The organism is Micromonospora sp. NPDC049523 (genome assembly GCF_040676775.1).
In the GTDB taxonomy this organism is placed as follows: domain Bacteria; phylum Actinomycetota; class Actinomycetes; order Mycobacteriales; family Micromonosporaceae; genus Micromonospora_G.
Genome location: NZ_JBFAPP010000024.1, coordinates 24,582 through 42,421, shown reverse-complemented (window position 1 = coordinate 42,421; position 17,840 = coordinate 24,582). Strand labels below are relative to the sequence as shown.

Sequence of the window (17,840 nt, the reverse complement as noted above, 5' to 3'; positions counted from 1 at the left end):
GGCATGTACCCGTTCACCTACCATCGGGCCGACACTCTTGGCGACGCGATGGCCGCTGCCGACGCCGACGGCGCCGCAGTGCTCGCGGGCGGCACCGAACTGGTCAACTGGATACGACTCGGGGTGTCACGTCCCTCGGATGTCGTGGACATCAACCGCCTTCCGGACCTGTCCGCGATCGAACTCGCCGACGACACGGTGCACATCGGCGCACTCGCCCGGCTCAACGACGTCGCCGGGCACGCGCTGGTCCGGGACCGGTTTCCCGTACTGACCCAGGCGATCCACCAGGCGGCCTCGGCCCAACTGCGCAACCTCGCCACCATCGGCGGAAACCCGCTGCAGATGACCCGCTGCCCGTACTTCCGGTCGGAGGCGCCGACGCCGTGCAACAAGCGCCGACGCGGTTCCGGCTGCGCCGCCCGGCACGGCATCAACGACCAGCACGCCATCTTCGGCTGGACGGACGACTGCGTCGCCGTGCAGCCCGCCGATCCGGCGACCGCGCTGGCGGCGGTGGACGCGGTCCTGGTCACCGAGTCGGCTCGGGGAGGCCGTCGAATACCCGCCCGCGACCTGCACGTCCTGCCGTCGCAGGATCCGACGGCGCACCACGTGCTGCGGCCGGACGAGATCGTGACCCGGATCGAGCTACCGGGCGCGGCCCGCCGGTCGGCGTACGTCAAGGTCCGCGAACGTGCCAGCTACGAGTACGCCATCGTCGCCGCCGCCGTCGCCCTCGAAATCGACGGTACGACGATCCGTGGCGCCCGCATCGCCCTCGGATCCGTCGCGATGCGGCCCTGGCGCCTGCACCGCACCGAACAGCTCCTGATCGACAGCACGATCGGTTCGACCGAGGTCGAGGCGGCAGTCGCCGCCGGCTTCGACGACGCCCGCGCGCTCCCGCACAACGCGCACAAGATCCCGCTGGCCCGCAACGCGGTGCTCCGGGCGATCGAACGGGCAGCCGCCGGGGAACCGGCGATGCGACCATGACCCGGATCGGAGACCCGGTCGCCCGGCTCGACGGACCGGCGAAGGTGACCGGCGCGGCGAGGTACGCCGCCGACCACCACCTCGACGGGCAACTGCACGCGGTACTGGTGGGCGCACCCGTACCGGCCGGGCGGGTCACCGGCATCGACCGTCGGGCGGCGCTGGCCGTACCCGGGGTGGTTGCCGTTCTCGTCTCCGGCGACCTGCCACCACCCGCCGCGGACTTCGCGCGGGCCCCGATTCCGCCGCTGGCGACCAGGCACGTGCCGGTGCAGGACGACCGGATCCTGTACCACGGGCAACCGGTGGCGATCGTGGTGGCCGACTCGCTGGAGGCCGCGGAGGAAGCCGCTACCCGGGTAGTGGTCCGCGTCGAGCCGGCACCGTTCGCGGTTCCCGACACGGCGCCGATCGGCACCCCGTCGCTCGATACGGGCTACGCGCGACTCGCGCCGCTGGACGTCGGACTCGGCGACCTCGATGCCGCCGTCCGGACCGCCGCCACCACCGTCACCGGGACCTACACCCAACCCGCACGACACAACAACCCGATGGAACCGTCCGCGATCCTTGCCGTCTGGGCGGACGACGACCTCACCGTGTACGACGCCGTACAGCACATCTTCGGTGTCCAAGCGACCCTCGCAGCCGTCTTCGGCGTCGACGCCGAGCGGGTGCACGTCATCTCCCACTACACCGGTGGCGGCTTCGGCGCGAAGGCGTACGTCTGGCCACACGAGATCCTCGCCGCGATGACCGCCCGCGTGCTTCGCCGGCCGATCAAGCTGGTGCTCACCCGTGCGCAGATGTACTCGATCGTCGGCTACCAGCCGCTGATGGAGCACGAGGTGACACTCACCGCCCAAGACGACGGCACACTGACCGGGATCCGGCACGACGTGGTCAACACCACCGCCCTCACCGAGGACTACGTCGAGTTCGGATCCGTCACCGCGGGGGCCCTGTTCGCTGCCCCCGCGATCACCCTGTCCCAGCGGGTACGCCGCGGCAACGTCAACCTGCCGACCTTCCTGCGTTCCCCCATCGACGGACCGGGTACCTGGGCGCTCGGCGCCGCCATGGACGAACTCGCCCGCGCCACCGGCATCGATCCCATCGACCTGCGGCTGATCAACCATGCCGACCGGGAGCCGTCCACCGGCAAGCCGTGGTCGTCGAAGAAGCTGGTCCAGGCGTACGGCGAGGGCGCGCGCCGGTTCGGCTGGCGTACCCGGCCGCGGGGCGGCACCCGGGACGGGCACTGGCGGATCGGGTGCGGGATCGCGGACGCGACCCAGGGACAGTTCCGTTTCCCCGCTCGGGCACGGCTACGGATGGACCTCGACGGCAGGTTGACCCTCGAAGGCGGCTTCGCCGACATCGGTCAGGGGCCGCACACGGTGTTCCCGCAGATCGCCGGGAGTGTGCTCGGGATCCCACCGGTGGAGATCCGGACCCGCAGCGGCGACAGTTCGCTGCCCCTCGCCCCGCCCAGCTACGGGTCGTCCACCACGATCGGGGTCGGCGCCGCCGTACTCGACGCGGCCACCCGCCTGCGGGACTGCCTCGCCGAACTGGCCGGCTGGCTTCCGTCGGAGGTGCACTGCGCCGACGGCGAACTGCGCCGAGGAACGGAAGCCGTCGCGGTGGCCCTGCTCCTGTCCCGGCACGGCACACCGCTGGTGGTCGAGGGCTCGTTCGGCCTGCCCGGCGGCGCCGAGGTGGATGCCGGGCCGAGCGACGTGGCGGTCCGCACCTTCGGGGTGGTTCTCGCCGAGGTCGGGGTGGATCCCGACCTCGGGCTCGTCCGGCTACGCAGGGCCACCGGCGTCTACGCCGCTGGTCGGATCATCAACACCCGTACCGCGCGGGCCCAGATGGTCGGCGGCATCGTCTGGGGCTGGGGCAAGGCCACCATGGAGGCCAGCCACTTCGAGCCGGAACTCGGCCGCTGGCACTCGCAGAACCTGTCCGGGGTCGCGTTGCCGGTCAACGCCGACATCCCGCCGCTGGTCGACGTGGCCTTCGTCGACGAGCACGACGAACTGGCCGGACCGCTGGGGGCCAAGGGCATCGGAGAACTCAGTGCGACCGGGGTCGCCGCGGCCGTCGCCAACGCGGTCTTCGATGCCGTCGGCGTGCGCGTACGCGACCTGCCGATCACCCCGGCCAGGATCCTGGGCGGCGGCTGAGTCCTCCGACGCCGTTGCCGACAACCACCCTTGACCTCAACAACCGTTGAGGTTGCAGGCTTGCCGGGTGGGGAATGAGCGCGTTTTGGTCAGTCCCTTCGGGCACGATGACCCCAGACGACCGCGCGTACGGAGGGAGAGGCAGTGACTGCTACTACGGGGGCGGCCGGACCGGGGTGGCTTCGCGGCCCCCTGCGCCCGTTCCGCAGCAGCCAGTACCGTCTGCTGGCCGGCTCACTGACGATGTCACTGTTCGCCTCCGGGGTCTGGATCATCGCCATCGTGTGGCAGGTGATCGCGATGGACGGCGGCCCCTCCGAGCTTTCCTTCGTCTCCGCCGCGATGGCCGGCGGCATGCTGGTCACCGCACTGCTGGGTGGTGTGCTGGCCGACCGGATCCCGCAGCGCCGGATCCTGCTCGTCGTGGCCGCCACCCGTACGCTGGCCGTCGGGCTGGTCACCGCGCTGGCCCTCACCGAACTGCTGGACCTGTGGCACCTGGCGGCCGTGTCGCTGCTGATCGGCGCCGGCAACGGCTTCACCTATCCGGCGTACTCGGCACTGCTGCCCTCGATCCTGCCGACCGGTGACCTGATGGCGGCCAACGGCGTCGAGAGCATGCTCCGGCCGACGATCATGCAGGCGGCCGGGCCGGCGGTGGCCAGCACGCTGATCGCCGCCTGGTCTCCGGGCGCCGCGCTGCTGGTGGTGACCCTGCTGGAGGCGCTCGGTGTGGTGTTCCTGCTGGCCCTGCGCCCGGTGCCACTGCGCAGCGATCGCCCGGCCGGCACCAGCCATCCGGTCCGGGGCACCCTGGTCGACCTGCGTGACGGTTTCCTCTATATGGCACGGACACCGTGGCTGCTCGCCACCCTGCTGTACGCGTCGCTGCTGATCCTGCTGATCATGGGTCCGATCGAGGTACTGGTCCCGTTCGCCATCAAGGACCGGGCCGGCGGCGGCCCCGGCGCGCACGCCCTGGTGCTGGGTGCGTTCGGGGTCGGCGGCGCGATCGGCGCGTTGGGCATGGCCGCGTTGCGGATGCCCCGGCGCTACCTGACCATCATGAACCTGTTCTGGGGCCTGGGCTGCCTGCCGCTGGCCCTGGTCGGCTTCGCCACCCACCCGTGGTTGATCGCGGTGGCCCTGTTCGTGGTCGGCATCTGCTTCTCCGCGCCGATGGTCATCTGGGGCACCCTGCTGCAGCGCCGGGTGCCGGCGCACATGCTCGGTCGGGTGTCCAGCCTGGACTTCTTCGTCTCGCTGATCTTCATGCCGCTGTCCATGGCGATCGCCGGGCCGGTGAGCGCGGCCCTCGGCCTGCGCAGCACCTTCGCCCTCGCCGGCCTGCTGCCGGCGGTCATCGCCGTACTGGCGATCGTCCTGGCGAGGATGCCCCGCGACGAACTGGCCCACCCGCTCGACGTGGTGCCGGACCCGGCCAGCCAGCCACAGCAACCCGATGACGAGCAGGACGCCGGACCACTCGAACAGGGTCAGCAGCTCGCCCTGGACCGGTCCGGCGACTGAGGCCACCGTGGTCGGTCACGGTCTGACCGGGTACGCGGCGGCCCGGCGATCGGCACACCTCCGATCGCCGGGCCCACCGGTGGCCGTACGGCCCCTGCCCGCTCAGCCGTCGAAGCCTCGGAACAGCAGGGACGCCAGTCCCAACGCCAGCAGCAGGTTGAACACGGTGGCGCTGGCGAACACGGCGACCGGCCGCCAACCCGCCTCCCGCAGCGACGCGACCCGGAACTCCAGCCCGATGCTGACGAATGCCAGGATCAGGAACCAGACCCGCAGGTCGTTGACGACACCGATGACCGCCTTGCCGTCCGCGCCGGCACCGTCGAGGTACCAGGTGGCGATGACCGACGCGGCGACGAAGCCGAGTACGAACTTGGGGAAGCGCCGCCAGACCTCACCGAGCCCGGGGCGGGCCGCGCCCGGTTGCCGCTCGACCCGCAGGGTGAAGTAGGCGGTGAGTGCCACCGCCACGACGCCCATCAACGCGTTCTGGGTGACCTTGACGATGGAGGCGATCTGCAGTGCCTCCTCACCGGCGAGCGCACCGGCGGCGGTGACCGCCGCGGTGGTGTCGATGTTGCCGCCGATCCAGGCGCCGGCCACCGCGTCCTCGAGTCCGAACACGTCGGCGAGCCACGGCAGGATGAAGATCGACGGCAACGCGAAGAGGATGACCAGACTCGCGGTGTACGCCAGTTGCTCCCGCCGGGCCCGGACCGCACCCGCGGCGGCGATGGCCGCGCTGACCCCGCAGATCGACACCGCGGCGGCAAGCAGCGCACGCAGCTTGTCGTCCAGCCCGAATCTGCCCGCCAGCCACCAGGTGAACAGGAAGACGCCACTGATCAGCAGGATCGCCTGGGCGATCGCCGGACCGGCGGCACTGGCGATGACGGACAGGTTGATCGAGGCGCCGAGCAGCACCAGCCCGGTCTTGATGAAGAACTCGGTACGGAACGCGGCGGCGATCCGGTCCCGCAATCCGAGCAGCGTGACCAGTACGTTGCCGAGCAGACCGAGCAGGATCGCGTACACCGGGTACTCGATCGCACCGGCGATGTCCTCCACCGCGGTGTCCTCGAAGAAGACCGGTACGTTCTGCTCGAGATACCGGGTCAGCGCGGCCAACCCGAGGACCACGAGCAGTCCCAGCGCGGTCCAGCCCCAGAACGCGCCGGACCGGATTGACGTGGTGCCCCCGTCGGTCGGCTCGCTCGGCGTCGCAGCTGCCGCCGAGGTGGCGGGGGCGGTGCTCGTACCCTCCGTGGCGGTCACGGAGTCGGTGTCGCGGGCCTCGCTCGGAGCCCGGGTCGCGTCGGCGGTCATCAGGGCACCAGCCCGGTGGGGATCACGCCGACCAGGACCAGGACCAGCAGGACCAGCCCCAGGATGGTGGCGGCCCAGTCCTCGTTGAAGGCGAGCCTGCTCTCGGACGCGGTCGGTGGGGATGCCGACGGGTCGGGGCGGGCTTGCGATTCGTCGCTCATCGTCTTCCTCGGGGTACGGCGGCTCCACCGCGGAGCCGGAATGGATGGTTGTTCGGGCGGCGGCGACCGCCTCGTCAGCGCTGTTGCCGAGGAACCGCGACCGGCGTACGGCGAGGCTGGTGCGCGGATCCGGCCGGTCGGTTCGGTGGTGCCGCCGAAGTACCGGCGGCTAGCGCCGGGACCGGAGGTCGGTCAGGAGGTGACCAGGACGCAGCGGCGACAGAGCCCGGAGGCGACCCGCATCAGGTCGACGACCCGGCGGGAGGTGAGATGGACCTCGATGAGCACGGGCCCATATTCCTATCTGGTCGATAGGAATAGCAAGCCCCAATTCACCATCCGTTCGATCCTCGGGCCATCGACCGCCGACACTGCGAACAAGCGGGCCGCGCCGGGGTCAGCGGTGCGTGGAGGTCAGCTCAGGACGAGGCGGACCGCGCCCAGCCCGACCATGGCGGCGAGCACGGTCCGGAGCAGCCGGTCCGGCACCAGCGCGGCGTACCTGGCCGCCCAGTAACCGCCGATGACGCCACCCGCGCCCAGGGACAGGCCGAGCGGCCAGTGTGGAGTGTTCACCGCCGTGTACCCGGCGAGGCTCAGACCGGCGTACGTGGCCAGCCCGGTGACCGAGACGACGAACGTGGCGACCAGTGCGGCACCCGAAACCCGGACCACCGGCCACCCCGTGAGCAGCAGCGTCGCGGGGGCGGCGAGGACCGCCCCACCGAGGCCGTAGAACCCGCCGAGCAGCCCGCTGGCGGCGCCCACGACGAGTATCGCCGAGCGCCCGGGCCCGGTCAGCGGGGCGGTGCCGGACAGCTGCGGTCGGGGCACGAGGACGCTGACCCCGACCACCCCGAGCAGGCCCGCGACCAGGGCCCGGAAGGCCGTCGAGTCACCGAGCAGGAAGACGTTCACCAGCGCGCCGACAACCGCGGCCGGAGCGGCCGAGCCGACCAGCAGCAGCGTCAGCTGGACGTCGACCCGCCGCTGCCGGGCGATCCCGATCGGTGTGGACACGATGTTGAACAGCAGGTTGGTGGCGCTGGCGACGGTGCCGCCCAGCCCGAAGACGGTCAGCAGCAGCGGTAGCAGGAGCAGACCGCCGGAGACTCCGGTCGGCGTACCGATGGCCGCGGCGAGTGCACCGAGGACAACGGCGAGCCCCAGTTCCCAACCGCTCACCTCCCAACCGCTCACCTCCCAACCGCCCACCTCCCAGCCGGTCAGTGGACGGCACCGGGTTCGGGCGCGTGCAGGTGGGGCGCGAGCAGGTCGGCCAGACTCGTCCGGTCCACCACCTCCTCGATCGCGCTGTGTACGGCGAGCCAGACGTTGCCGAGTTCGGTCGCGACCCCGTGATAGGCGGCGGCTTCGGTCGGCAGCCCGCGTACGGTGGTCAGCGAGCCGCTCAGCGCGCGCAGGACGTCCCCGACACTGATCTGGGCGGCCGGACGGGCCAGCAGGTAACCGCCGTCGACACCCCGGTAACTCAGCAACAGCCCGGCCCGACGCAGGTCGTGCAGGATGCCGTGCAGGAAACTCAGCGGGATCTCCTGTGCGGTCGCTAGCGTGGCGGCCTTGACCGGCCCACCAGCGCCGCCGGCAATCTCACCGATGGCGGTGGTGGGAACGTCACCCGGCCCGCCCGGAGTCGGGTGGGCACGGGTTCCCGCCGCGATGGCCAACATGGCGCGGATCGCGTAGTCGCTGCGGGCTGAGACGTACATGGACCGCTGCCTCCCCAGGAGCGTGTTGTTACCTGCGTCGTGATTGCAGCAGGCCCCAGCGGCGCCGGATGGCCCGGTCCACCACACCGAACGCCGCGTCGACGAACAGACCCAGCACCAGGATCACGATCATGATCGCTATCAGCCGTTCCGCCTCGGAGAGTTCCCGGGCATAGACGAGCTGCGCACCGATGGAGGTCTTGGTCGCGATCACCACCAGCAGCTCGCCGGCCATCAGGCTGCGCCAGGCGAACGCCCAGCCCTGCTTGAGTCCCGCGACGATCGCCGGCAGCGCGGCCGGGGCGATCACGTACCAGTAGAGGTTCAGTCCCTTGGCACCGATGTTGCGGCCCGCCCGCAGCAGCAGCGGCGGCACGTAGTCGACGCCGTGGATGACGCCGTTGGCGATCGACGGCGCGGCGCCGAGCACCACCACGAAGAAGATCGCCTGCTCGCTGAGCTGGAACAACAGGATCGCCAGCGGGAACCAGGCGATCGACGGCATGGTCTGCAGCGCGGTGATCATCGAGCCGAGTGCGGCCCGCAGGATGCGGCTTCTGGCCACCGCGAGGCCGAGCACGAGTCCGAACGCGACGGCCGCGAGGAAGCCCACCGCGGCTCGCCGGGCGGTGGTGGCCAGCCCGTCCCAGAACGCGGAGGTGAGCAGGTACTGCCCGAGGTCGGTGAAGACGGGTCCCGGGCCGGGTAGTGCCCAGGGGTCCTTCCAACCGGTCCAGACGACCACCTGCCAGATGCCGATGGCGAGCCCGATCGCGGCGAGCTTCGGCCAGGTCGCGGCCCAGAGCAGACGGCCGCCGCCAGCCACCTTCTGCCGGGAGGCGATCTCCAGCGCGTCGAGGCCGGAGAGGGTCTCCGCCTCCTCCCGCCTGGTGGTTATGGTGTCACCGGCCATGTCGGCCCACCTCCGTACGCAGTCGGTCGGTGACCTCGGCGGCGACGGCCGCGACCTCCGCGGAGTCGATCCGGCGGGGACGGGGTGTGGTCACCCGGGTTTCGTAGATGATCCGGCCCGGTCGGCTGGAGAGCAGCACGATCCGGTCGGCGAGCCGGGCGGCCTCCCGTACGTTGTGCGTGACGAACAGGACCGTCAGCCGGCGCTCGGTCCAGATCCGCTCCAACTCGTCGTGCAGCAGGTCACGGGTCATCGCGTCGAGCGCCCCGAAGGGTTCGTCCATCAGCAGTACCGGGGTGTCGAGGGCCAACGTACGGGCCAGCGCGACCCGCTGGCGCATGCCGCCCGACAGTTCGTGCGGCCGCCGCCGGCCGAAGTCGCCCAGATGCACCGTGTCCAGCAGTTCGGCGACCCGGTTGCGCCGCTCGGCACGGGACAGGCCACGCAGCTTCAGTGGCAGTTCGACGTTGGCCGCCACGGTCAGCCACGGGAAGAGCGCGGGCTCCTGGAACATCAGGCCGGGCGACGGGAGCCGACCGGACGACGCCGGTGGGCGACCCGGCGATTCCGGTCCGGATGCCGCGATGTCCTCGCCGACCCGGATCGTGCCGCCACTCGGCGTGTCGAGCCCGGCGACCAGGTTGAGCAGTGTGCTCTTGCCGCAGCCGGAGGCACCGACGAGACAGACGAACTCCCCCGGGGCGACGTCCAGGGAGACCCGGTCCAGCGCGAGGACCGCGTTCTCGCCACGGCCGTAGACCTTGCTGACGCCGGACAGCGCGACCGAGGTGGTCGCGCTGTCCGGCGCCGTGGATACGGACGTCATGTCAGCGGGACCTCGGCCTTGCCCTGCGCCTTGAGCACCTCGTTGAGGTAGGACAGGTCGTAGAGGCCCTTGAGGTCGACCGGCTCGGTGAGGCCGACCGCCACCGCGTGGTCCAGCCCGGTCTTCAGCGACGACTCGATCGGGTCGTTGAGGAACTGGAGGGTCGGCCACGCCTGCTTGATCAGCTTGAGGTCGAGCGGCTTTCCGGTGATCTTGCCAATGTGCTCGGAGATCGCCTGCTGGGCCTCGTCCGGCTTGGTGTTGACGAAGTCGTTGGCCGCGACCTGTCCCTCGACCAGCCGCTTCACCACGTCCGGGTGGGCCTTGGCGAACTTGGTGCTGACGATGAGGTTGGTGATGACGAACTTCTTGTCCGGCCACAGGTCGCGCTCGTCGATGAGGACCTTGCCGCCCGCGTTGACCAGGCGGGACACGAACGGCTCCGGCACCCAGGCGCCGTCGATGGCGCCGCTGCCGAAGGTCTCGACGGTCTGCGCGTTCTCCTGCGGCACGATCGAGACGTCGCCGCCGCCTTCCTTGTTGGTGCTCAGGCCCTTCTCCTTGAGCCAGTATCGGATCGCCACGTCCTGGGTGTTGCCGAGCTGCGGGGTGGCGATCTTCTTGCCGCGCAGGTCCTCGGCCGAGTTGATGCCGGCCTTGACGACCAGCGCCACCCCACCCGAGGCCGCGCCGGAGACCACGCGTACGGCCTCGCCCTTGGACTTGGAGTGCGCGTTCACGGTCGGGTTCGGGCCGATGTACGTGGCGTCCAGGGCGCCGGAGAAGATCGCCTCGATCGCCGCCGGGCCGGCGTTGAAGGTCGACGTCTCAAGCTTGACGTTGCTGCCCAACTTCTCGGTGAAAATCCCCTTTTCCACGCCCACCACGGCGGGAGCGTGGGTGATGTTCGGGAAGTAGCCGAGGCGCAGCGTCACCGGGCCGGAGGAACCACCCTCTCCGGTCCCGCCGTCGTCACCACCGCAGGCGGCGGTGGCGCCCAGCATCGCCGCGGTGATGACCGCGATGGCGGCCAGCCGGCCGGTCCGGGTGTACGGGGGACGTCTCATCGTCATCCAATCCACAGTATTCCTACTTGTTTGATAGGAAGAGTGGACTGCGCGAGCGGATCGGTCAAGTGCCCGTTCGTACGGACGGGATCGGCCGAGCGATCCCGACCGATCGACACCCGGTCCGGGCTCACCGTTCGAGTCGGCGGAACCGGCTGTGATGGAAGACCAGCGGCGAGATTTCCGGGTCGCTGTCGAGGTCGTGCACGCGCAGCAGGACGATGTCGTGGTCACCGGCGGTGACCTGCTCGAACAGCGTGCACTCCAGCCACGCGCTCGCGCCGTCGAGGAACACCGCTCCCTGGTCCGACGCCCGCCAGCCCAGCTCGGCGAACCGGTCGACGCCCCGGCTACTCAACTGCCGGCAGGCCTGCTCCTGTGCGGCGCTGAGCACGCTGATACCGAAACGCGCGGACGCGCCCAGGACCGGCCAGGTGGTCGACGTGTGCGCCACACAGAGCGACACGATCGGTGGGTCGAGCGACACCGACGTGAAGGAACTCGCCACGATGCCCACCGGCGCACCACCGGCGAGGGCGGCGATGGCCACCACCCCGGTCGGGAAGGCCGAGAAGACCCGGCGCAGCTCGCGCGCTTCCAACGCCTGTCCCAGACTCATCCGAGTCTCCCGATCGCCCCGTACGCGCGTCCACCCGGCGCGGACGCACCGACGACGCAGAAGAATTCCATGACTGCCCCCTCGCCCCGGTTCCCGATCAGCCTTGCCTACGCTCCCACTCCTGCGCGATCAACCGGTACGAGCGCACCCGGTCGTCGTGGTCGTGCGTGACAGTGGTGAGGATCAGTTCGTCGGCACCGGTCGCGTCGCGCAACTGTTCGAGCCGATCGGCGACCTGTGCCGGGGTGCCCACGAACTGGGTGTCGACCCGGTCGGCCACCAGCTCCCGGTCCGCGTCGGTCCAGTTGTGGGCACGCGCCTGCGCCGGAGTCGGGAACGGGATCGCCCCCTCGGCGGTGCGGATGCTGCGTACCCATGGGCCGTAACCCGCAGCCAGTTCGCGGGCCGTGGCCTCGTCCTCGGCGACGACCACGTCGGCGGAGACGCTGAGGTAGGGACGGTCCAGTTCGGCGGACGGGCGGAAGGCGGCCCGGTAGCCCTCGGCCGCTTCGAGCACCGTACCCGGGCTGACGTGGTAGTTGGCGGCGAAGCGCAGGCCGTTCGCGCCGGCCACGTTCGCGCTCTCACCGCCGCTGCTGCCGAGGATCCAGACCTGCAGCTGCGCGCCCTCACCCGGCACCACGTGGGCTTCCTCGCCCTCGGCGGAACGGTACGTGCCGCGTAGCAGGTCGAGGATGTCCGCGACCTGCTCGGTGTAGTCCTGCGACTGCGCGCCGGGCAACTGGAGCAGCGTCTTCTGCAGGGCGAAGCGCGGCGAGCCGAGCAGGTGCGCGAAGGAGAACTTGGGCGGTATCAGCAGCCCGTTCGGTGCCCGGCCGTCGACCACGCCGGTGCCGCCGACGAGTGCCGGTTCCCGGGCCGGCTCGGGCGGGCGGCCGCCGGACCGGCCGAGGCCGAGGTCCAGGCGTCCGGGGTGCAGCGCGTCGACCAGGCCGAACTCCTCGACCGTCGCCAGCGCGGTCCGGTGCCCCATCTGCACCGCGCCGGACCCGATCCGGATCGTCGAGGTCGCCGCCGCGGTGAGCGCCAGCAGGACCGCGGGTGAGGTTCCGGCCACACCGGGATTGAGGTGGTGCTCCGCGAACCAGTACCGGGCGTAGCCGAACCGCTCGGTCTGCCGGGCGAGGTCGATGCTGTTGCGCAGTGCGGCCGCAGCGGTCGATCCCGAGGAGATCGGGACCAGGTCCAGCACGGCCAACGGAGTGGTAGCCATCGGCGTCACCCTTCTCGGACAGCGGAAACAGGCTCGGGGACGACCGCTCCCCAGGGCCACGGCGGATCCGGGATGTCCCGGCGAAGCACCGGGGCGATATCGGATTGGAAGAGTTCCAGCGACTCGCGGTGCTGGGCGTCGGTCAGCCCGCCCGCGTCGGCGTGCAGATGCATGACGGTGTGGCCGAGTTGCTCGTGGTACCGGTGGACCTTCTCGACGATCTGCTGCGGGCTGCCGATCAGCGCCGAGCTGCGTTCGACGTAGTCCTCCAGGGTGGTGAACACCGGTTCGAGCCCGAGTCGCCGTTGGAACGCGAGCTGGCCCTCGAAGACCGGCCGGTAGGCGGCGACGGCGTCCTGGGACCGGCGGGCCGCGTAGTAGCCGGCGGTGCCGGCACCAACCACGGCAGCGGCCGGGTCATGGCCGTACTCGGCCCACCGTTGTCGGTAGTGGCGGACCAGTTCGGCGTACGGTTCGATCGGGTTGGTGACGTTCGCCGAGAAGAGCGGGTCGCCGTAACGCGCGGCGAGCTCGACCGATTCCCTGCTGGTCGCGCTGCCGTGCCAGACCCGGATCGGCTGCTGGAACGGGCGGGGCCAGACCTCCGCCCGATCCAGCTCCGGCCGGAACCGTGGCGACGCGGTGACCCTGTCCTCCCGCCAGATCCGGCGGAACAGCTCGTAGCTCTCGGCGTTGCGGTCCCACTGGTCGTCGGGCGTGACGTGGAACAGCTCCCGCTGCGCGGCGCCGTTGCCCTTGCCGATGATCAGCTCCAGCCGGCCACCGGAGAGGTGGTCGAGCGTCGCGTAGTCCTCGTACGCCCGGACGGGGTCGAGCAGGCTCAGCGTGGTGACCGCCGTGAACAGTCGGATCGTCGAGGTGAGCGCGGCGACGTGGCTCAGCACGACCGGTGGCGAGGAGGAGATGAACGGCCGTTCGTGCCGCTCCCCCACCCCGAAGCCGTCGAACCCGAGCTGCTCGGCAAGCAGGGCGTTGTCCACGACCTCACGGAACCGGTCGGCGGTCGACTTCTGCTCACCGGTCACCGGATGCGGGGCGTGCACGATCAGGGTGATCGCCAGGAACTTCATGACCCCACCCGCAGCGCCTCGCCGGCACGCCGTGGCGCGCCCAGGCCGAGGTGGTCGCGCAGGGTCTCGCCCCGGTACTCGGTACGGAACACGCCGCGTTCCTGCAGCAGCGGCACGACCGTGTCGGCGAAGCCGTCGAGTCCGCCCGGGGTGACGTGCGGGACGAGGATGAACCCGTCGCTGGCGTCGGCCTGGACCAGTTCGTCGATGGCGTCCGCGACGGTCGCGGGTGCGCCGACGAACGACTGTCGCCCGGTGACCTCGATGATCAGCTCACGGATGGAGAGCTTCTCCGCGGTGGCGCGCTCACGCCACTGTCTGGCCGTGGCGATCGGGTCGCGGTACATCCGTACGCTGGCCCGTCCGCGGGCGATGGTGTTCTCGCCGGGATCGGGGTCGATCTCGGGCAACGGGCCGTCGGGGTCGTAGCCGGACAGGTCACGGTTCCAGAGCTGCTCCAGGAACTTGATCGCGGTCTGGCCGCTGACCTGCTGGAGTCGTACCTCGTGGGCGAGGTCGCGGGCCTCGGCGTCGGTGTCGCCGAGCACGAAGGTGGCTGCGGGCAGGATGAGCAACTCGTCGCGGGTACGCCCGTAGCGGGCGAGCCGGTCCTTGACATCGGTGTAGAAGGCCTGTCCCTCGGTCAGGGTGGCGTACCGGCTGAAGATGGCGTCGGCCGAGGACGCGGCGAACTCCCGCCCCTCCTCCGAGTCACCGGCCTGGAGGATGACCGGCCGGCCCTGCGGGCTGCGCGGGACGTTGAACCGGCCGGAGATGTCGAAGTCCGGATCGTGGTGCGCGAACGTGCCCGCGTCCGGATCGTCGAGGAAGACGCCGGTGGCCTGGTCCGCCACGATCTCGTCGCCGTGCCACGAGTCGAACAGCTCCCCCGCGGTCTGCAGGAAGTTGCGTGCCCGCCGGTAGCGCTGCTCCTGCGGCAGGAATCCTCCCCGGCGGAAGTTCTCGCCGGTGAACGCGTCCCAGGAGGTGACTACGTTCCACGCGGCCCGGCCACCGGAAAGGTGGTCGAGGCTGGCGAACTGGCGCGCGACCTCGTACGGCTCGTTGAAGGTGGAGTTGATGGTGCCGGCGAGGCCGAGGCGCTCGGTGACCGCCGCGAGTGCCGCCAGCACGGTGAAGGTGTCCGGTCGTCCGACCACGTCCAGGTCGTAGATCCGGCCGTTCTGCTCCCGCAGCCGCAAGCCCTCGGCCAGGAACAGGAAGTCGAACTTCGCCCGCTCGGCGGTACGCGCGAGATGCGCGAACGAACTGAACTCGATGTGGCTTCCCGCCTTCGGGTCGCTCCACACCGTGGTGTTGTTGACGCCGGGGAAGTGGGCGGCGAGATGGATCTGCTTGAGGGGTCTGCTCATGATCGAAAGGGGTCCTTCCGGCTTCGCGGTGCCGACGATCAGATGGCCGCGTAACGATTGGCGGGCCGGGCCAGGCCGAGCAGTCCGCGCAGCGTGCTGGCGGCGTACCCGGTCCGGAACGCCTGCCGACGCTGCAGTTCCGGCACGAGTGCCCGGGTGATCCGCTCCAGGTCGTGCGGGATGGTGGCGGGGCGCAGACGAAAGCCGGACAGGCCGGCGAGGTGCCACTCCTGCAACAGGTCCGCCAGTTGCGCCGGGGTGCCGACGAACACCGCGGCGTCGCTGACGTACGGGCTGCCGGTCAGTTCGTCGAGCCGTGCCTTGCGGTCTTCGGCTGCCTCGGCGGTGTCGTCCAGGAACACCACCAGGTCGCCGAAGACGTGCACGGTCTCCCCGGAGCGGCCGGCGTCGGCCTGCCCGGTACGGATCTCGTCGGTGACCTCCCGCACCTGCGTCGCGTCGTGCGGTGTCACGTAGCCGATATCGGCGGACCCGGCGACGAGCCGGTACGGCACGCTCTGGTGCGCCAGCGCGGTGACGACGGGCTGTCCCTGCGGCGGACGTGGCGTGATGGACGGGCCCTTGACGCTGAACCAGCGTCCCTCGAAGTCGATGTAGTGCAGCTTGTCCCGGTCGACGAAGCGCCCGCTGGCGACGTCCCGGATCTCCGCGTCGTCCTCCCAGCTGTCCCACAGCCGCCGTACCACCTCCACGTAGTCGGCGGTCTCGGCGAAAAGCTCCACGATCAGCTCCTGCGCCTGCGGGGTGGAGAGGTCGTCGAAGCTGATCGGCGGCAGGGTGCGGCGGCCGAAGTGGGCCGCCTCGTCCGGTCGGGCCGACACCCGGACCTGCACCCCGGCCCGGCCGGACGAGACGTAGTCCAGGGTGGCGATCGCCTTGGCGATGTGGAACGGCTCGGTGTGGGTGACCACGACCGTGGGCACCAGTCCGATGTGGCTGGTCAGGGGCGCGACGCGGGCGGCGGTCAACACCGCGTCCAGGCGTCCGCGCACCTGGTCTGTGCGCCGGTCCGGCTCCGTACGACTCGACGACTGCAGCCCGAGCGAGTCGTCGATCGTCACGAAGTCCAACAGCCCTCGTTCGGCTTCGAGTACGAGGTCGGACCAGTAGCGCGGGGTGAGTAGTTCGGTCGGCCGGGCCCCGGGTTCACGCCACGCCGAGGGGTGCCAACCGGCGCCGTCGAGGGCGACCGCGAGATGCAGTGAGCTTCCTGAATCGGACATGACGATGCTCCGCTTCCTGCTGGGATGTTGCCACGGACCGACTCGTGGGTGCCGGCCGACGATCGGTCCGGGGCGCCGTTGCGTGGAGGGACTGGTGTCAGGTCAGCGGGGACAGAGTGCGCCGGCGACGCGCTGCAGGTCGATGTGTCGCCGGGTGACCAGGAGAACACCGGCAGGTCGCGGTGTCGACGCGATGACGACGGTACGGCGGGTGATCGGGTGCACGGTCGTCACCTCCTGTGGATCTAGGTCCTTTCCGGAGACTACTCCGGCCCACCTGAAGTTGTCTATCCCTACAGGTTTAGTGGGCTTTGCCTGCACAGACCCGCTGGTGAGCGAGCACTGTCGGCCGGTACAACGACATAATATTGCCCACTATTCCGCTAGGGATAGCGTGATAAGAAAGATGGCATGACAGCAACGGCGGGCAGCGCCACGGGTCCGGTGTTCCACTGGTTCCTGCCGACCGGCGGCGACGGCCGGCGACTGGGCGGCTCCGTACACGGTCTCGACATCGGCGGTACGGCAGCGCGGACGGGGAAGACGGACGGGCGCGAACGCCCGGCCTCGCTCGACTACCTGACGCAGTTGGCCCGGGCCGCCGACACACTTGGCTACGAGGGCGTACTCACCCCGACCGGCGCCCACTGCGAGGACGCCTGGATCGTCACCGCGGCGCTCATCGCCCAGACCCGGCGGCTGAAGTTCCTCGTCGCGTTCCGGCCCGGACTCATCGCACCAGCGCTCGCCGCGCACATGGCGGCCACCTTCCAACAGCTTTCGCAGGGACGGCTGCTGCTCAACGTCGTCGCCGGAAGCAGCGACGCCGAGCAGCGCGGCTACGGCGACCCGCTGCCGCACGACGAGCGCTACCGGCGGGCCGAGGAGTTCCTCGAGGTCGTCCGCACCTCGTGGACCGGCGCCCGGTTCGACCACCACGGCACCTACTACCAACTGGGTGACGCGCGGTTGCGGCAGCCACCGGTGCCGATTCCCCGGGTCTACCTCGGCGGGTCGTCACAGCCCGCGCTGCACCTCGCCGCGGGTCAGGCCGACACGTACCTGACCTGGGGCGAGCCGGTCCCACTCGTGGCGGAGAAGGTGGACCGGGTACGGGAACTCGCCGCCGCACGCGGACGGACCGTACGGTTCGGCTTGCGGATCCACGTGATCAGCCGGGACAGCAGCGCTCGGGCCTGGCAGGACGCGGAGGCGTTGATCGCCGGTCTCGACGACGCCACCATCGCCGCCGGGCAACAACGGCTGCGTGCCCTCGAATCGGTGGGTCAGCGGCGCATGCTCGACCTGCACGGCGGCTCCCGCGAGCGGCTCGTCGTCGCACCCAACCTCTGGGCCGGCATCGGCCTGGTACGCGGTGGAGCCGGCACGGCCCTGGTCGGCAGCCACGACGAGGTGGCGGAGCGGATCGCGGAGTACCGAACGGCGGGAATCGACGAGTTCGTCCTGTCCGGCTACCCGCACCTGGAGGAGGCGTACCGGTTCGCCGAGGACGTCGCGCCGCTGCTTCGTTGAGT

General features: G+C 70.6%; 17 protein-coding genes. 4 read left to right on the top strand and 13 right to left on the bottom strand.

Going from position 1 to position 17,840, the window contains the following annotated elements; translation table 11 throughout:
* The first annotated feature begins 3 nt into the window (after positions 1 to 3).
* The 3 genes from AB0J90_RS29355 (at position 4) to AB0J90_RS29345 (ending at position 4,721) form a co-directional block, all read left to right on the top strand.
* Positions 4 to 999 carry a xanthine dehydrogenase family protein subunit M gene (locus tag AB0J90_RS29355; protein WP_363601319.1) on the top strand — a complete coding sequence of 332 codons (996 nt, stop codon included), beginning with the start codon at positions 4 to 6 and terminating at the stop codon, positions 997 to 999.
* Positions 996 to 3,191 carry a xanthine dehydrogenase family protein molybdopterin-binding subunit gene (locus AB0J90_RS29350; RefSeq protein ID WP_363601317.1) on the top strand — a complete coding sequence of 732 codons (2,196 nt, stop codon included), beginning with the start codon at positions 996 to 998 and terminating at the stop codon, positions 3,189 to 3,191. Before AB0J90_RS29355 ends, AB0J90_RS29350 begins: the two co-directional genes overlap by 4 nt.
* A 144-nt stretch (positions 3,192 to 3,335) precedes the next feature.
* Positions 3,336 to 4,721, top strand: coding sequence for an MFS transporter (locus AB0J90_RS29345; RefSeq protein ID WP_363601315.1), 1,386 nt, complete (start codon positions 3,336 to 3,338; stop codon positions 4,719 to 4,721).
* Positions 4,722 to 4,823: 102 nt separating this feature from the next.
* On the opposite strand, the gene AB0J90_RS29340 is transcribed toward AB0J90_RS29345, so the two are convergent.
* The 13 genes from AB0J90_RS29340 to AB0J90_RS29280 all read right to left on the bottom strand — a co-directional run bounded on the left by AB0J90_RS29340 (position 4,824) and on the right by AB0J90_RS29280 (position 16,530).
* Positions 4,824 to 6,047 carry a putative sulfate exporter family transporter gene (locus AB0J90_RS29340; RefSeq protein WP_363601313.1) on the bottom strand — a complete coding sequence of 408 codons (1,224 nt, stop codon included), beginning with the start codon at positions 6,045 to 6,047 and terminating at the stop codon, positions 4,824 to 4,826.
* Positions 6,047 to 6,208, bottom strand: coding sequence for a hypothetical protein (locus AB0J90_RS29335; RefSeq protein WP_363601311.1), 162 nt, complete (start codon positions 6,206 to 6,208; stop codon positions 6,047 to 6,049). Before AB0J90_RS29335 ends, AB0J90_RS29340 begins: the two co-directional genes overlap by 1 nt.
* 414 nt (positions 6,209 to 6,622) lie before the next feature.
* Complete coding sequence (locus AB0J90_RS29330; protein ID WP_363601309.1) at positions 6,623 to 7,408, bottom strand: sulfite exporter TauE/SafE family protein; 786 nt, start codon at positions 7,406 to 7,408, stop codon at positions 6,623 to 6,625.
* 26 nt (positions 7,409 to 7,434) lie between these two features.
* A complete protein-coding gene (locus tag AB0J90_RS29325; protein WP_363601307.1) occupies positions 7,435 to 7,938 on the bottom strand; it encodes an Rrf2 family transcriptional regulator in 504 nt (167 codons plus the stop codon).
* Between the two features lie 28 nt (positions 7,939 to 7,966).
* The gene (locus tag AB0J90_RS29320; RefSeq protein WP_363601305.1) at positions 7,967 to 8,851 is read right to left on the bottom strand and encodes an ABC transporter permease; all 885 of its coding nucleotides are present in this window, start codon (positions 8,849 to 8,851) and stop codon (positions 7,967 to 7,969) included.
* Complete coding sequence (locus AB0J90_RS29315) at positions 8,841 to 9,677, bottom strand: ABC transporter ATP-binding protein (protein WP_363601303.1); 837 nt, start codon at positions 9,675 to 9,677, stop codon at positions 8,841 to 8,843. The genes AB0J90_RS29320 and AB0J90_RS29315 overlap by 11 nt, the downstream gene beginning before the upstream one ends.
* Entirely contained in the window at positions 9,674 to 10,744 is a 1,071-nt protein-coding gene (locus AB0J90_RS29310; protein ID WP_363601392.1) for an ABC transporter substrate-binding protein, read from the bottom strand. Before AB0J90_RS29310 ends, AB0J90_RS29315 begins: the two co-directional genes overlap by 4 nt.
* A gap of 130 nt (positions 10,745 to 10,874) precedes the next feature.
* A complete protein-coding gene (locus AB0J90_RS29305; protein ID WP_363601301.1) occupies positions 10,875 to 11,363 on the bottom strand; it encodes a flavin reductase family protein in 489 nt (162 codons plus the stop codon).
* Between the two features lie 97 nt (positions 11,364 to 11,460).
* Positions 11,461 to 12,597, bottom strand: a complete 1,137-nt coding sequence (locus AB0J90_RS29300; protein WP_363601299.1) for an LLM class flavin-dependent oxidoreductase — start codon at positions 12,595 to 12,597, stop codon at positions 11,461 to 11,463.
* A gap of 5 nt (positions 12,598 to 12,602) precedes the next feature.
* Complete coding sequence (locus AB0J90_RS29295; RefSeq protein WP_363601298.1) at positions 12,603 to 13,688, bottom strand: LLM class flavin-dependent oxidoreductase; 1,086 nt, start codon at positions 13,686 to 13,688, stop codon at positions 12,603 to 12,605.
* The gene (locus tag AB0J90_RS29290) at positions 13,685 to 15,061 is read right to left on the bottom strand and encodes an NtaA/DmoA family FMN-dependent monooxygenase (protein WP_363601297.1); all 1,377 of its coding nucleotides are present in this window, start codon (positions 15,059 to 15,061) and stop codon (positions 13,685 to 13,687) included. The genes AB0J90_RS29295 and AB0J90_RS29290 overlap by 4 nt, the downstream gene beginning before the upstream one ends.
* A 38-nt stretch (positions 15,062 to 15,099) precedes the next feature.
* Positions 15,100 to 16,305, bottom strand: a complete 1,206-nt coding sequence (locus AB0J90_RS29285) for an LLM class flavin-dependent oxidoreductase (RefSeq protein WP_363601295.1) — start codon at positions 16,303 to 16,305, stop codon at positions 15,100 to 15,102.
* Between the two features lie 102 nt (positions 16,306 to 16,407).
* Positions 16,408 to 16,530: a putative leader peptide gene (locus tag AB0J90_RS29280; protein WP_363601293.1), complete on the bottom strand. Its 123-nt coding sequence runs from the start codon at positions 16,528 to 16,530 to the stop codon at positions 16,408 to 16,410.
* Positions 16,531 to 16,716: 186 nt separating this feature from the next.
* On the opposite strand from AB0J90_RS29280, the gene AB0J90_RS29275 reads away from it, so the two are divergent.
* On the top strand, positions 16,717 to 17,838 hold the full coding sequence (locus AB0J90_RS29275) for an LLM class flavin-dependent oxidoreductase (RefSeq protein ID WP_363601291.1): 1,122 nt from the start codon (positions 16,717 to 16,719) through the stop codon (positions 17,836 to 17,838).
* The last annotated feature ends 2 nt before the right edge of the window (positions 17,839 to 17,840 follow it).

Bases quoted from the DNA above. Each gene is read 5' to 3' on its own strand.
- AB0J90_RS29310 (WP_363601392.1), bottom strand. From the start codon at position 10,744: ATGAGACGTCCCCCGTACACCCGGACCGGCCGGCTGGCCGCCATCGCG.
- AB0J90_RS29340 (WP_363601313.1), bottom strand. From the start codon at position 6,047: ATGACCGCCGACGCGACCCGGGCTCCGAGCGAGGCCCGCGACACCGAC.
- AB0J90_RS29320 (WP_363601305.1), bottom strand. From the start codon at position 8,851: ATGGCCGGTGACACCATAACCACCAGGCGGGAGGAGGCGGAGACCCTC.
- AB0J90_RS29300 (WP_363601299.1), bottom strand. From the start codon at position 12,597: ATGGCTACCACTCCGTTGGCCGTGCTGGACCTGGTCCCGATCTCCTCG.
- AB0J90_RS29335 (WP_363601311.1), bottom strand. From the start codon at position 6,208: ATGAGCGACGAATCGCAAGCCCGCCCCGACCCGTCGGCATCCCCACCG.
- AB0J90_RS29315 (WP_363601303.1), bottom strand. From the start codon at position 9,677: ATGACGTCCGTATCCACGGCGCCGGACAGCGCGACCACCTCGGTCGCG.
- AB0J90_RS29350 (WP_363601317.1), top strand. From the start codon at position 996: ATGACCCGGATCGGAGACCCGGTCGCCCGGCTCGACGGACCGGCGAAG.
- AB0J90_RS29355 (WP_363601319.1), top strand. From the start codon at position 4: ATGTACCCGTTCACCTACCATCGGGCCGACACTCTTGGCGACGCGATG.
- AB0J90_RS29275 (WP_363601291.1), top strand. From the start codon at position 16,717: ATGACAGCAACGGCGGGCAGCGCCACGGGTCCGGTGTTCCACTGGTTC.
- AB0J90_RS29305 (WP_363601301.1), bottom strand. From the start codon at position 11,363: ATGAGTCTGGGACAGGCGTTGGAAGCGCGCGAGCTGCGCCGGGTCTTC.
- AB0J90_RS29295 (WP_363601298.1), bottom strand. From the start codon at position 13,688: ATGAAGTTCCTGGCGATCACCCTGATCGTGCACGCCCCGCATCCGGTG.
- AB0J90_RS29325 (WP_363601307.1), bottom strand. From the start codon at position 7,938: ATGTACGTCTCAGCCCGCAGCGACTACGCGATCCGCGCCATGTTGGCC.
- AB0J90_RS29285 (WP_363601295.1), bottom strand. From the start codon at position 16,305: ATGTCCGATTCAGGAAGCTCACTGCATCTCGCGGTCGCCCTCGACGGC.
- AB0J90_RS29290 (WP_363601297.1), bottom strand. From the start codon at position 15,061: ATGAGCAGACCCCTCAAGCAGATCCATCTCGCCGCCCACTTCCCCGGC.